At 67.4% G+C, this 14,056-nt stretch carries 8 protein-coding genes; 4 read left to right on the top strand and 4 right to left on the bottom strand.

Annotated features, from left to right (window positions below; all coding sequences use genetic code 11):
• Positions 1 to 17 precede the first annotated feature (17 nt).
• The gene (locus LLH23_18400) at positions 18 to 1,934 is read left to right on the top strand and encodes a hypothetical protein (protein ID MCE5240435.1); all 1,917 of its coding nucleotides are present in this window, start codon (positions 18 to 20) and stop codon (positions 1,932 to 1,934) included.
• 82 nt (positions 1,935 to 2,016) lie between these two features.
• On the opposite strand, the gene LLH23_18395 is transcribed toward LLH23_18400, so the two are convergent.
• Positions 2,017 to 4,086, bottom strand: a complete 2,070-nt coding sequence (locus LLH23_18395; protein MCE5240434.1) for a hypothetical protein — start codon at positions 4,084 to 4,086, stop codon at positions 2,017 to 2,019.
• A 225-nt stretch (positions 4,087 to 4,311) separates the two neighbouring features.
• Between LLH23_18395 and LLH23_18390 the strand changes: the two genes are divergently transcribed.
• Together LLH23_18390 and LLH23_18385 are read left to right on the top strand one after the other, a co-directional pair.
• Positions 4,312 to 7,524 carry a hypothetical protein gene (locus LLH23_18390; GenBank protein ID MCE5240433.1) on the top strand — a complete coding sequence of 1,071 codons (3,213 nt, stop codon included), beginning with the start codon at positions 4,312 to 4,314 and terminating at the stop codon, positions 7,522 to 7,524.
• 46 nt (positions 7,525 to 7,570) lie between these two features.
• On the top strand, positions 7,571 to 10,309 hold the full coding sequence (locus LLH23_18385; GenBank protein ID MCE5240432.1) for a hypothetical protein: 2,739 nt from the start codon (positions 7,571 to 7,573) through the stop codon (positions 10,307 to 10,309).
• 21 nt (positions 10,310 to 10,330) lie between these two features.
• Here LLH23_18385 and LLH23_18380 read toward each other — a convergent pair whose 3' ends face one another.
• The 3 genes from LLH23_18380 to LLH23_18370 are packed head-to-tail and all read right to left on the bottom strand — an operon-like array spanning position 10,331 to position 12,457.
• The gene (locus tag LLH23_18380; GenBank protein MCE5240431.1) at positions 10,331 to 10,858 is read right to left on the bottom strand and encodes a hypothetical protein; all 528 of its coding nucleotides are present in this window, start codon (positions 10,856 to 10,858) and stop codon (positions 10,331 to 10,333) included.
• The gene (locus LLH23_18375) at positions 10,855 to 11,169 is read right to left on the bottom strand and encodes a hypothetical protein (protein MCE5240430.1); all 315 of its coding nucleotides are present in this window, start codon (positions 11,167 to 11,169) and stop codon (positions 10,855 to 10,857) included. The genes LLH23_18380 and LLH23_18375 overlap by 4 nt, the downstream gene beginning before the upstream one ends.
• Before the next feature lie 31 nt (positions 11,170 to 11,200).
• The gene (locus tag LLH23_18370; protein MCE5240429.1) at positions 11,201 to 12,457 is read right to left on the bottom strand and encodes an alpha-L-fucosidase; all 1,257 of its coding nucleotides are present in this window, start codon (positions 12,455 to 12,457) and stop codon (positions 11,201 to 11,203) included.
• Positions 12,458 to 12,632: 175 nt separating this feature from the next.
• Here LLH23_18370 and LLH23_18365 point away from each other — a divergent pair, with 175 nt between their 5' ends.
• A complete protein-coding gene (locus LLH23_18365; protein ID MCE5240428.1) occupies positions 12,633 to 13,952 on the top strand; it encodes an FAD-dependent oxidoreductase in 1,320 nt (439 codons plus the stop codon).
• The last annotated feature ends 104 nt before the right edge of the window (positions 13,953 to 14,056 follow it).

Here is a 14,056-nt window from a genome sequence, read left to right as displayed (position 1 = left end):
CCGAAGGCTACCCCACGATGAGCGCCCGCGCCGTCATCATCGGCCTGCTGCTGGTCATCGGCTTCACCGTGGCCGGCTGCGTGGCGGTCATGCTGCGCTACGAGATCCTGGGCACCGGCTATCTGCCGCGCGGGGTCATGGCGCTGCTACTGCTGCTCATCGTGGGCAACATCCTGTGGCGCAAGTTCATGCCCGGACGGGCCCTGTCGCGACGTGAGTTGCTGGTCATCTTCATGCTCCTGGCCATCATGGCCGCCATGCCGGGCCAGGATTACGCCCAGCACTTCTACCTCAACACCCTCGCCGTCGTCTACTACGCCATCCCCGAGATCGTCCCGCCGCAGACTTACCTGGACGACCTCAGCCCCCTGCTGGTGCCGGGCAAGGACCGCGATGCGCCGGCGATTCGCTGGGCCTACGAGGGCCTGCCGGCCGGGCGGGGGGTTCCGTGGCGCCCGTGGCTTGTGCCGCTGCTGGTATGGACGCCGTTCATGCTGGCCCTGTACTGGATGCTGCTGTGCCTGTCGGCCCTGCTGGCGCGGCGCTGGGAGCAGCAGGAGCGGCTGCTGTACCCCCTGATTCAGGTGCCGATGGAGCTGACCCAGGGGCAGCCGGAGGCCTCCCCGCTGCTGCGCAACTGGCTGTTGTGGACGACCTTTGCGGCGGCCATGATCCCCTTCCTGACCAAGGGCCTCCATAGCTACTACCCGGCGGTGCCCGACCTGAACCTGCAGAAGGACAGCGGCCGCCTCTTCGGCGGCGGCTCGCTCGTGGCGTTCAACTACATGCCCCTGCACCTGTACCCCGAGATGGTCGGCATCTCCTACCTGCTCTCGCACGAGGTGGCCTTCAGCCTGTGGTTCTTCTACCTGCTGCGCCTGGGGCAGGCGGCACTGCGCATGAGCATGGGCCTGCGCACGAACCATGCGCAGTTCGCCGAGATGCAGACGGCCGGCGGCTACCTGGTGCTGGCCCTGACGCTCCTGTGGTCCGCGCGCCACTACCTGCGGGCGGTGGCCGAAGACGCCCTGGGCAGGCTCACTCGCACACCGGCGAGAGAGGCCGCCGGACGCCAGGAGGCCTCCACGAGGGGCGAACGCCTCGCCCTGTGGGGGCTGGCCGGGGGCTTCGTGTTCATCCTGTGGTGGGCGCGTCAGGTGGGGCTGCCCGTGGGGTGGGCCGCGCTGCTCATGGGGCTCTTCCCGCTGGTCTCGATGGTCGCCTCGCGCGTCGTGTGCGAGGCGGGGATGTACATCTACTCCAGCCCCTTCCGCCTCGACCAGATGCTCTTCCGGCTCATCGGCGTGCGGCAGATCGGGCCGCTGAACCTGACACTGATGACCATGATGAGCTGGACCCAGATCCGCGGCACGGCGACCCAGTTCATGCCGCAGGCCTTCCAGTGTCTCAAGCTTGGGTCACTGATCGAGACGCCGCGCGTGCGCACGATCGCCTTCCTGATGGTGGCTGTCGCGCTGACCTTGATCGTCTGCCATGTCGCGGTGCCCGCCGTGATCTACCACTACGGCGTCTTCCGGCTGGGCTGGTGGCCGCAAGGCAGCGGGCTGGGCACGGTGAACCAACTGGCGTCAGGTCTGCGCGGGGCGGTCAAGACGGGGGCGGAGGACTGGGTCGGGCTGGGCCTGGGGGGGCTCGCGACGCTCTTCCTGGTCTCGATGCGCCAACGGTTCGTGTGGTGGCCGTTCCACCCTCTGGGCTACGTGGCCTGGATGGGCTGGCCGACGGAGCGTTACTGGATCTCGATCTTCCTGGGGTGGATCGTGAAGATGCTGGTGGTGCGCTTTGCGGGCTACCAGGCTTTCCAGCGCCTGAAGCCCGCCGCCTACGGCCTCATCCTTGGCGTCTGCTTCATCATGACCTTCTGGATCGTGTTCCACTTCTTCGTGCCGGGGAAGGAACTGATCGTGGAGTAGCCGCAGCCGCGTCACTGTCCCGGCCGGTGGGGCGGGGTCCCCGTCGGCTGCGCCGACACCCCGCCCTGGTATTGCGCCTCCGCTACAGGAACCACACGATGTAGCGCCGCACCCACTCACCGGCCCACAAGCCCAGGAAGCTCCACAGACCGACGGAGAAGAAGTGCCCGAGGGTGAAGGCCAGGAAGCCCGGAGCGATGCGCCGGTAGAGCTTGACGCCGCCCAGCCTCAGGGTCAGCGCCTTCGTCAGCCACAGGACGAAGGCGGGGAACCACATGAAGGGGCTGCCGTGGCAGTTGGCCAGCGCATAGCCGCCGGCATGGAACGGGAACTGGACCCACGCGCGGCGTCCCGCGATCAGGCCCAACGCGATCATGGCCCCGCCGATGGTGTAGCCCATCTTGCGCGGGTCGGCCTGCTCGGGCCGGTCCAGCCACTGGGAGATGGCGTTGAACTGGCTCAGCACCTCCTGGGTCATCTGCCCGCCCTCGTTGCCGCCGGGGCTGGACAGCACCAGCCCACCATACTCGTAGTATGACGCTAGGTTGACCACGAACGAGGTCAACAGGCCGAAGACCAGGGCGGCAATGACCACCTTGGCGAGCGTGCGGCGGCTCTGGCCGAGGCGGTGGGCGGAGACGAAGGCCTCCACGCCCGTGCTGGTGATGGCCTGGTTGACGCTGCGCTGGAGCCACGAGAACATCGTGAGCAGCGTGAAGGACTGGCTGTCGCCGCCGGGCAGGAAGGCGGCGCTGCCCAGGAAGTTGATCATCGAGGACCGCTGCGCGTACAGCGGGTAGCCCCACACGACCGGGAAGCCCATCTCGGCGCGGTTGCGGCAGTACACGAGCAGGATCGCGAACATGATGCCGAAGTACATCACCGACATCCACCAGGCAACCCCGAAGAGCATCGGCATGGTGAAGACGACGATCATGCCCGCGAGGGCGACCCAGAACGAGACGGCGAAGGGCAGGGGCTCGGTGCTGTCATCCACGTGCGGGGCACTGCCGGTGGCCTTCTGCACGACTTCCCACAGCCGGCGCCGTGACTGGTAGAGGAAGTACACGGCCAGCAACATGAACGCGCCCTGGGCCTGCTGGGCCATGAATGGGAACCCGGAGGGCGTGTAGCCGGCCATCTTGGCGAAGGGCCGCACGATCCACTGGGCCATGGTGAAGAACCAGATGGAGAAGAGCACGTCCGAGGGCACCAGGTAGCCTAGGCCGAGGATCTCCGGCTTGTAGAAGATCGAGAACCCGGACATCGTGTTCCAGGGCGACTCGGTGAAGAGGCTGCCCAGGGAATAGGAGATGCCCAGCGCGGGCAACGCCGGGTTGAAGACCTTCAGGGCGTTGGTCAGGTTGTAGATGAACGCCAGCGAGAAGCCGATCCACACCACGGGGTCGCGGAAGAAGCTATGGCCCGACAGCAGGCTGCCCTCGGGGCGGATCATCTCGACCGAGAAGCTCGAGACCGGGAACGTCAGGCGCTCATCCTCCTCCCACGAGCGGCGGAAGAGCGTGATGAAGCAGAAGGCGCTGATGAAGTAGGCGCTCAGGTACAGCGACCAGATGAGGAAGGGGGTGAGCCAGTGCTGCCAGGGGATCAGCAGGGGACCGGCCAGGAAGCGGTAGGTAGCCTCGAGCACCGGCCCGATGACGGGCACGCCCTCCAGGCCGAACGTCGGCACAGCAGTATCCCCACCCTCCCAGAACACGCGGGCGACTTCCGGGTCGGTCGGCGCCCATGCCGTCGGGATGTTGGCCGCCATCTCGTTCAGGTGGTTGGTGGGCATCCCGAAGTACTGCGTCACCATCAGGCAGGGCATGACCTGCCGGAACAGGCCGACACCGGGCATGGCGGCCGTGATGGCCAGGAAGACGAACACCACCAGCATCTCACCGGGGGAGGGGCGGAGGCGATGGGCCCAACGGCCGATGTGGGCCCGGGCGGGACTATGGCTGGCCCACCCCGCGAGCTTGTTGAGCAGCCCCGTCGCGCCCAGCAGCAGGAACAGCCCGAGGATGGACGCGATCGGCGGCGTACTCTCGGAAATCTGGCTCGTGAGCGTCACCAGCTCGGCCTGCTTGGCCCACGCGGTCACGAGCAGGGACAGCACGACCGCGATGATGACGGCGCGGAGTGTCACCGCTCCATGGCTGGTGTGGTCATGGGTCGGGTCACTACTCGCCCGCGACGGCACGTGGGCGGCATGAGATTCGGGAGTCACAACGGAGGGCAACGCGTCACCTCGGGCAGTTCGCTCAGGTCCGCCCGGCCTATTCACCACGCCGGCGGCCGACTCCTCCTGTCACGCAGGAGCGCCGCCCCGGCTGGCGGAACATGCCCGGACACCTGGTGCTGGAGGAAGCTGATGACCACTCCCGGACTGGCCCTGTTGCTGGTGGCGGCGCTGAGCACGGGCGTCGCCCTGGCCGACGCCCTGCCGCGCGCTACCGTGACGGCGGATACGACCTGCTCGGGCTATGCCGTGGGCGTGCTCACCGACGGCAAGTGGGTCGTCCTGGGCCAGGAGATCACGCAGGTCTACGGCCACCGGGACGCGCTGGGCAACTGCGGCAATAGCTGGGTCTCGGCTCCGACCGCCGGGGTGGAGCACTGGGTGCGCCTGGATTGGCCGCAGCCGGTGACCCTCAACCAGGTCGGCCTGTGGTGGACCAAGCCGCAGTGGTGGCCGAAGGCCGTCCGGGTCGCCATGCTCAGCGACGCCAACTGGGTGTCGCTGACCGGCCCCGGCGACTGGCTGCGCCCCACGGCCCAACACAGCGTCATCACCTTCCCGGCAGTCACGGCGCGCACCATACGCCTGTTGCAGCACCCGCGGGGCGGCGAAGCGGAGCGGGGCTTCCTGGCGCTGCAGGAGATCACACCGCTGATGCAGCCCGAGGCCCGGCCAGGGCTGGAGGGGATGCGGAAGCTGACGGCGGACGAACTGAAAGCCCTGGAGCTGGTGACGCTCGAACGCAACATCGCCCGTCTACACGAGACGCAGCCGGACGCCTCGCGTGGGGTGGTGTGGGGACGCCGCGAGCAGGACGGCGTGGGAGCCCCGGAGCTGGTGGATGGGAAGCTGGCGGCGCTGCGCGAGCAGCTCCCCACGGGCGCTCGCGTCGGCGTGGCGTGGCCGATCCCGCATGTCCTGGACGGAGCCGCGCTCTTCTTCGCAGGGGCACTGCCGCCGACCGCGCCCGCGCTGATGCTGCTGGGCGCCGACGGCCACTGGCTGCCCGTCCAGGCCGGGCTGAAGCTCCAGCGAGACGACGCCCGGCACTGCCTGACCTACGCCTTCGAGCCGGCCGTCACGACGGCCCTGGCGTTCGCGTGGCCGGCCGGCTGCCCTCCGCCCGTCGAGATCGAGGCGTACCGGTACCTCCCTGTGGCGCCCAACGTGTGGCCCGATCGGCTGGTCAGCGACGCCTTCACGCGCAGTCAGCTCACCTCCGGCCAGGAGCCGAGCTTCGAGGCGCTGGCGACCGCCGCACTCCCCATGACACCCGCCCGGGCGCTGCTAGGGCTCAAGGATGACCAGCGCGAGGTCGGCGTGACGTGGGACGGCGACGTCCTCTCCAGCGTGCCGCTGCGGGTCTCGTTCGGGGACAGGCGGGAGCGCCTCGCCGACAGCAGGGACACCGTCAGTCGCTGTCTGGCCCAGGGCTGGATGCCGGCGACGGTGACTGCGGGGCGCCTGGCGGACCTCGGGGTGACGCTCATGGCGGGTGTCGGGTACGCCGGGCCGGGTGAGACGTGCCCGTGCTTGCTGCTGACCGTGCTGGTGACGCGCAGCGGCGAGGGCGATCGCCTCCGCAGTTCCGTGAACCTCACCCTTGACGCCAAAGGCCAGCCGCTGACGATCCAGGGCGACCGCCTCCTGCGCGGCAGCGAGGTCGTACTGATCGGCGAGCACCTCGAAGCCTTCCCCGGTGATCCCAACACCGTTCGCGTCCCGTTCGAGCTGGGCAATGACGCCGAACGCATCATCAAGGTCGTGCAACCGCTGTCGCCCGCGGTCCCGGAGTTCACGGATTTGCGCCGGCTGGCCGAGACGCTGGGCGAGCAGCCCGTCGCGTACTGGGACAGCCTCCTCAAGCCCGCGGCCGTCGTCGAGGTGCCCGAGGCGCGCGTCAACAACCTCTACAAGGCTGTCCTCACCCAGCTCTTCATCAACGCCGATGGCGATGTCATGCCCTACGGGTCGTACCCCTCGGTCTATGACGGCAACCTGTACGGCGTCGAGGAGGGCTACGCCATGATGGCGCTGGCGCAGTCCGGCTTCTCCGCTGATGCCGAGCGCTACATGGACCACACGTACCTCACGCCGCAGTTCCTGGTGAAGGTGCCGGAGTACAAGAAGTATGCCGACCGGCACCAGCAGTACCGCAACGGGCTGCAGCCCTCGTACGCGATCCGGCTCTACAGGCTCACCCGCAACCGGGCGTGGATCGAGACGCACTTGCCGCTCATCCGCGAGTGCGCCGAATGGACGGTCGCCCAGCGGCGGCGGACGATGGTGCTGGAGAACGGCGAGAAGCCGCTGCACTGGGGGCTGCTGCCGAAGTGGTCGTATGGCGGTGACATCTCGGAGTTGCAGTGCTACGCCCTCTATGCCAACTTTTGTTGCTGGAAGGGGCTTGTGGACACAGCGTGGCTGCTGGACGACCTGGGGGACAAGACTACCGCGGAGCGCTATCGCCAGGAGGCGGCGGACTACCGCGCCTGCCTGGATCGTGCCGTCGAGGGCAACGTGCTGCGCGACCGCACGCCGCCGTTCCTGCCGCTGCAGCTCTACGCCAAGGCGCCGGTCGGCAACGACTACGACCAGCTCTTCATCGGCTGTCTGCTGGACCTGACGGCCCTGGAGCCGGGCGGGCAGCAGATGCGCTACCTGACGGACTGGATGGAGCAGGACAACCGCACGTTCTGCCTGCTGCCGCGCTTCCGTCGCGATGTGGGGCCGGGCGGCCTCGATGGCCTGTACGGCCTGGGCTACATGCTGTCCAAGCTCCAGCAGGACCAGGTCAACGAGTTCCTGCTGGGCTTCTACGCCTACCTGGCCTTCAGCATGGACCACACGACCTTTGCCTCGCGGGAGACGAACCTGCTGTACGCGAGCGACCTACACGTGCGCAGTCAGTACAGGGTCCCGGACATGAGTGACCCGGTCCCGTGCTCCAGCGCCGTCGCCATGCTGCTGCTGCGGGAGATGCTGGTCATGGAAGCCCCGGCAAAGTGGGGCGAGCCGAACACAGAACTGCGCTTGCTCTACGGCACTCCGCGGGCGTGGTTCGAGCACGGCAAGACGATCCGGCTGGAGAACCTGCCGACCGAGTTCGGGCCGGTGAGCCTCCGGGTGGATTCGGCAGTAGGCCAGGGCTCCCTGACCGCGACCGTCCGCCCGCCCACCCGCAACCCCTGGCAGCGCCTTGTCCTGCGCCTGCGCCATCCTGAAGGCAAGCACTGGCGGCGGGTGCTGGTGAACGGTCGGCCGCATGCCGAGACAGATCCCGCCCGTGAGCTGGTCATCCTGAAGCCCGGGCCGAGCAGCTTCAGCATCAAGGTCGAGTACTGACGGGGCGCGGTCGCGTCCCGAGACCGTCTTGAGGAGATGATGGTGCATGTCTCGCGTTGGCATCGCCGGACTGGCGCTCATCCTGGCGGCGCTCCCCTGCGCCGCCAAGCCCTTCCCCGGGCCGTTCTGCCTCAACGACGGGCTGACGTTCTATCTCGTCAACCCCACGGGGCAGGCCTTCGACCTGGGCGTCAGGGTCATGCAGCCCTGGCGCAAAGATCGCCCGACCCCGACGCTGCTGCGGGTGTTCGACCCGCAGGAGAAGCTGGTGCTGCGGCACGAGTTCCCGGGTGAGGTCATCGCCAAGCCTGAGCCCGATGTGTACCAGGGCAAGATCGCGGCCGCCGGGCCGGGCGTGTACCAGGTCGTCGTCACCGGCGGCTACAGCGTGTCCTGGGGACGCTCGACCGTGGAGCTACAGACCACGCCCGAGCTGGAGTTCGGCGTGTTCGGCCACCTGCAGTGGCTGACCGGCGTCAAGGATCAGTTCGCCGACACCTACGTCTACCTGCCCCCGGGACTGCCGAGGCTGCCGGTCGCCGCCGCCGACCAACTGGACAGCCTCAAGCTGCTGGATGAGACCGGCGCGGCGAAGCTGGAGCTGACCAAGGAGAAGCGCGACGGCGCAGTGGCGCTGCCCACGGGGGAGCACGTCTGGCGCTTGCAGGCCACGGGCGACTTCTACCGGCTGGACTTCAAGGGCTACCCGATCATCCTGTGCCCCTCAGCCGACGCCGCGAAGGCCATCCACGCCAGCGTGGACGTCATGCCGGATGGCAGCGTGTGCTTCCACAGGCACCAGGTAGCTGCCTGGAAGCTGCTGCAGCAGTACAAGCAGCGCCCCTCGTCGGACTACGCGGTGCCTGTCGCGCCGCTGGACAAGCTGATGCCGGAACTGCTGAAGGAGCCCGGCCGCAACACGCTGCTGTTTGGCTACTATGGCGTGATGGCATGTCTGCCGCCGATCCTGGCGACCCAGAACCTCGACCCGAAGAGTCCGTGGTTCGGCGCCATCTGGACTTGGAAGGACAAGGAGGGTCAAGCCAAGGCCGGCAACCCGCTGGCCGACTACGACCGCACCGGCCTGGAGACCTTCGCCGGGCTCAACAAGGACCTCGCCGCGATGTACTGGATGCAGGCGAGCCTCAACCCGTACTACCACAACCCGCAGTTGCTCAACCGCATCATCATCGGCGCGCTGCTCGATCAGATGGTCCTGCGCGAGGGCGAGTACTGCAACATCAGCAACACCTACTATGTGGGCATCCATGCCTTCACGCTGGAGCACTCCCAGAGCGGGGCGTTCTCGCTCGTGTACAAGGACGTGCCCACCGACGTGCAGGCCATCTGGCATGCCGGGCAGCAGCGGCTGACGGACCGCTTCCTGTACGGCACGGTTGGCGGCTGCACCAATCAGTGGACGATCCTGCTCGTCGGGCTGTGGCGCTACTATGAGGGGACGGGCGAGGAGCAGTACAAGCAGGCGGTCCTGCGCAACGTCCACTGGCTGATAGACTGCCTCTTCCAGGGCCAGCGCCCGGCCGGCTACATGACCGAGGCCAACGGCCCCGACGCCACCTACAACGGCATCACCGGCCACTCGCTGTCGGAGATCTACCACCACTCCCAGGACCCTCGCCTACTCGAATCGCTGCGCAATGCCTACAACCTGTTCAACCACACCATCGTCCCCGAGCCGAATGACACGTGGCTGGCCAGCAGCGGCTACTGCCACCGGACGCCGGGTGATTGGGTCGGCCCCCAGTACGGCGCGGGGCTGGGGCCGATGTCGGACAACCTGCCCGAGGCTGGCCTGCGCTATCCGGGGCACGGCACCTGGGCGTACTACGAGCCGATCACTGACGAGGCAGGTCGGCGGAAGGCCGAGGAGGACCTGCGCAAAGCGGCCCACTACCTGCCGGACGACTTTTTCGCGAAGGAGCCAGCCAATACCGGTCGGGCGAGCGGCGCCTTCGACATCAACTTCGCCAACTGGCGCATCTACGAGAACAAGTGCCTGCCCGGGAAGCTCCCCTGCGTGGCCGAGGAGCGCTTTGCCCGCAACTTCGGCGACGAGTTCTTCTGCGTCAAGCGCCCTGCCTACTATGCCTTCTTGTACTGCGGCGTGGCCTACCAGGAGTGGCAGATGGGCGTGCGGCCGAAGGACTACGGCGAGCAGTACCCGCACAACGACGGCCTGTGCCTGTTCTGGTCGCCGGGCTTCGGCGTGTCGCTGCTGAGCAAGAACTGGGGCGCGTCACGGGCGAACACACTACTGGTCAAGGTGGGGGAGGACCGGGTGCTGTGGCCCTATTACATGGACGTGAAGAGCAAGCTGGATACGGAGCGCGGCACGGCGGAACTGACCGGGAAGATCCGCGAGACGCCGCTGACCTACCGCCGCGCGTACCGCTTCCTGGATGACGGCATCGAGTGTGCGCTTGCGGCCAAGAGCGAGGCGGACTTCACCTGCCAGAACGTGTGGGAGTGCCTGCCGTACCCGCTAACGGACATCAAGCCGGACATGCAGGTCAAGCTGCTGGACGCACAGGGCCAGCCGGTCGAGAGCGGGAAGCCTGCCACGACGATACGCTTCAGCGACGCCGCCGGCCAGGGGCACAGTGTCGTCTTCGCGGAGCCGCTAGCCGTGACGCTGGGGCAGGACGAGACGGTGGACCACTACAACGGCAAGCACACGTATGGCCGCGCACTGGTAAGCCTGCCGTCCCGCTTCACGGCGGGGCAGGAGGTGACGCTGCGGTATCGGCTGGTGGCGAAGCCGTGAACAGTGCTGTCCGCCATCCTGTCACTCGATGATCGGTGAGAGGCGTTCCAGGAGCAGGGCGATGAACTGCAGTGCGGTCAAGCCAGCGTGGCGAGGCTTCAGCAACTCCGCAACAAGCTCGAACTGGTGGTCGGCTGGAACCAGCCACGTGAGGCCCGCTTGCCCGTCCCGTCCGAGCCACGGGTACTCCACGTTAGGGGTCGTGTCCGCGGCGGCGCCATCGTCCACGGCGGGACACAGGTGCTCAATCTGGTCCAGCACGGGCCTTAGTCCGTTCAGCGTGGCCTCGTACTGCTTCATGCTGCCGAAGCCGAGCATCCGGCAGACGTCCTGACGCCGAAGTGGTTGGTGTAGGTTGCGCAGCACTGCATGGCGCCTGTAGTTGAACGATGGGTCGCCCGCCAGGAAGATCGCTTTCGCCAGCTTCTCGCTCGCCATCTGCAGATAGTGGAGTGCATGGCATTGCGGCAGGCCTGGTTGCGACAGCAGCAACTCAAACACGCGGAAGTCACTGGCGGCCTGACGGAAGAACGCGTGGGCCTTGGTCATGCTTGAGGCCACACCTGCTCGCGCGTCAGGCAGGCCCAGTCGTCTGGAATCCTGCTGGCTTCCCAGTCCCCCGGCGTCAGCAGCAAGACTTCGCTCCTATAGGGGAAATACGGCGTTGGCCCCAGTGCCCAGGGGTGGGGCGGGTTGGTGCTGACGAAGCCCGCGCTGATCTCAATCAGCCGGACCACCTGATGCTCGGGGTCCAGGCACGCGTAGATGACGAGATCCGGGTCGGCTATCTCCCCCTGCCAGCGCGCGAGTGTCGTGACGGCCTCTTCATACGTCTTCGGGATCTCGCTGGTCTCGATCATGCTCGCATTATACCCCATTTGGTCGCCGCGGCTACCGCGTCTTGTGCAGCTCCAGGGCGCGCAGGCTGACGGGGCCATCGGACTCCGTCACGCGCAGGCGGATCTGACGCACCTGAAGCTGGGAGAACGGGCAGATCTGCTTGTGGCCCAGGTTCTGCCCCTCCCACAGGCAGATGGTGCCCGCCGGTCCCCCGTGGGTCAGCACCGCCTCGACCACGAAGCGCCGCACGTGCTCGCCGCGCGTAAGGTCCTCCTGGGTGATGACGTGATCCACCAGGAACGGCTCAGGGGAGGCGTAGGTCCACGTGTCCCCCTCGCGCGTGAAGGCGTCCAGCGTGGCCAGCGGCCGGCCGAAGCGTCGCCGGATCTCCTCGCCGAACTGCAGCAGCCGGGCGCGGTCCTTGTCCGGCAGCAGCCCCCGCCGGTCGGGCCCAATGTTGATGAGCAGGTTGCACCCGCGCCCCACCGAGTAGTAGTACAGCCCCATGAGTTGCTCCACGCTCTTGACGGTGTGCTCGTCTTGATCGCTGTAGAACCAGTTGGAGAAGCGCATCATGCAGTCGCACTCGGCCGGGAGCCACTTGACCGGCTGCTGCCCGTCAATCGGCGCGCCCTGGTCGGCCACGCGCGTGTTCCAGTTCGGCACCGGCGCGATGCCCGCTTCATTGCCGACCCAGGTGAAGTTCGGGTCCGTGCCCATGCTGAAGATGTTCACCTCCGGCTGGAGCTTGCGGATGTGGTCGGTGATGCGCTGCCAGTCGTACTCGTGGTCGGCGCTGCCGCAGCCGTCGAACCAGAGGACGTCAATCGGCCCGTACGGCTCGAGGATCTCGCTGATCTGGTTGATGAAGTAGTCATCGTAGGCCTTGGCGTCGCCCCTGAAGTCCACCGTACCGCCCCACTGCGCGGGTGAGTAGTACAGCCCCGGGTGCATGTCGTGCTTGCGGCAGGCGGCGATGAAGTCCCGCACGACGTTGCCTTCGCCGTTCCGCCAGGGCGAGTTGCCGCAGTGGAACTCGGTGTACTCACTCGGCCAGTTGGCGAAGCCGTCGTGGTGCTTGGCGGTCAGGACCAGGTACTTCATCCCGGCGTTCTTGGCTGACAGGACCCAGTCCTCAGGGTCGAGGGCGCTGGGGACGAAGGCCTTCGAGAACATGGGCTTGCCGTCCCAGTCGCGGTGGCCCTCGTAGAACGTGCGAATGCCGAAGTGCAGGAACAGGCCCATCTCCCAGTCCTGGTATTCCAGTTGCCGGGCGGTGGGGACGGCGGTGGGCAGATAGTCGGACATGACGACCTCGCGCTGAAAGGTGATGGGGCAGGGGTTCGCCGCTGCTAGGCTGTCACCTGCCGTTCGGCTGGCCGGGTTCCATACCGCCGCGCGCAGGTGCCTTGCCGGTGTAGCCCGAACCAACCGGTGCGGATGACGCAACCGTCATCACGCACCGTCCGTGAGGCCAGTGACCATGAGTGGATATGATGTTGTTGTCTGCGGCGGGGGAACCGCCGGGTCGTGTGCAGCCATCGCCGCCGCGCGGGGCGGGGCAAAGACGCTCCTGGTCGAGCAGTTCGGCTTCCTGGGCGGCAGCCAGACCGGGGCGCTCGTCGTCCCGTACATGAGCTACCATGCCGGCGGCCAGCAGCTCATCACCGGGATGCACCAGGAGATCATTGACCGGCTCGCGGCGTGGCCCGGCGGCTGCCGGTCCTCGGCCTTCAACTACGAGCTGCTCAAGTACGTGCTGGAGGACATGACCCTGGAGGCGGGCGTGGAGCTGCTCTATCACACCTTCCTGGCCGAAGCAGTCACCGAAAGCGGGCGCCTCACGCGTGTCGTCGCCTACAACAAGTCCGGCCGGCAGGAGTTCGCTGCTCGGCAGTTCGTGGACTGCACGGCCGACGCCGACATCGCCTTCCGGGCGGGCGTGCCGTGTGAGAGCGGGCGGCCGGAGGACGGGCTGAACCAGTCGGCTTCGCTTCGCTTCGTCCTGGGGAACGTGGACCTGGACGCCCTCGCCGTGAAGATCACCGAACTGACCGACCGGCCCTGCCAGCCGCCGGAGCTGTCCATGGGGTTCTCCAAAGGCTTCACCGTGGCCCCCAAGATCGAGGCCATTGTGGACCAGGCCACGGCCGACGGCGTGTTCGCCCCGGAGGAGGGCGGCTATGTGCAGTTTTTCAGCATCCCCGGCCGCCCTGGGGAGGTCGCCTTCAACTGCCCGCGCATCACGTTTGTCAACGGCGCGAAGGCCGAGGACCTGACCAAGGTGCAGGTCCAGGGCCGCAAGGTCATCCCGAAGATCATGGAGTTCTGCCGGCGCTACCTGGCGGGCTTCGACGACGCCTACCTGGTGCTGACCGCGCCCCTGCCGGGCATTCGCGAGAGCCGCCGCATCGTCGGCGAGTATGTCCTGACGGCCGAGGACTGCCTGCAGCCCACGCGCTTCCCCGACCGCATCGCCAAGAGCAGCTACCCGGTGGATGTGCACAATCCCTCGGGTGTGGGCATCACGCTCAAGAAGCTGCCGCCGGGCGAGTACCACGACATCCCGTACCGCTGCCTCGTGCCACTGGGGGTGGATGATCTGCTGGTGGCCGGGCGCTGCATATCGGCGACCTTCGAGGCCCAGGCGGCCATTCGCATCGAGCCCACGTGTCGGGCCCTCGGGGAGGCGGCCGGCACCGCAGCGGCGTTGTGCTTGGAGAGAGCCTGCACACCCCGGGCACTGCCGGCCGAAGTGCTGCTGGAGAAGCTGGCGGCGAACGGCGCGAACGTGTCGGAGTAGGTCGCGGCGAGGCAGTGGCTGCCGCGTGGACGAAGCGTTTGCCGCGTGGACGAAGTGGTTGTCGCGTGGGCGCGCGTGTCCCCACGCGCGCATTCGGGCAGGCC

It is taken from the genome of bacterium, assembly GCA_021372615.1.
Classification (GTDB): Bacteria; Armatimonadota; Zipacnadia; order Zipacnadales; family UBA11051; genus JAJFUB01.
This window is presented reverse-complemented; position numbering and strand designations above follow the sequence as displayed.

What these genes read in the sequence shown, in the direction of transcription:
- LLH23_18400 (MCE5240435.1), top strand. Translation starts at nt 18, where the DNA reads ATGAGCGCCCGCGCCGTCATCATCGGCCTGCTGCTGGTCATCGGCTTC.
- LLH23_18390 (MCE5240433.1), top strand. Translation starts at nt 4,312, where the DNA reads ATGACCACTCCCGGACTGGCCCTGTTGCTGGTGGCGGCGCTGAGCACG.
- LLH23_18385 (MCE5240432.1), top strand. Translation starts at nt 7,571, where the DNA reads ATGTCTCGCGTTGGCATCGCCGGACTGGCGCTCATCCTGGCGGCGCTC.
- LLH23_18380 (MCE5240431.1), bottom strand. Translation starts at nt 10,858, where the DNA reads ATGACCAAGGCCCACGCGTTCTTCCGTCAGGCCGCCAGTGACTTCCGC.
- LLH23_18375 (MCE5240430.1), bottom strand. Translation starts at nt 11,169, where the DNA reads ATGATCGAGACCAGCGAGATCCCGAAGACGTATGAAGAGGCCGTCACG.
- LLH23_18370 (MCE5240429.1), bottom strand. Translation starts at nt 12,457, where the DNA reads ATGTCCGACTATCTGCCCACCGCCGTCCCCACCGCCCGGCAACTGGAA.
- LLH23_18365 (MCE5240428.1), top strand. Translation starts at nt 12,633, where the DNA reads ATGAGTGGATATGATGTTGTTGTCTGCGGCGGGGGAACCGCCGGGTCG.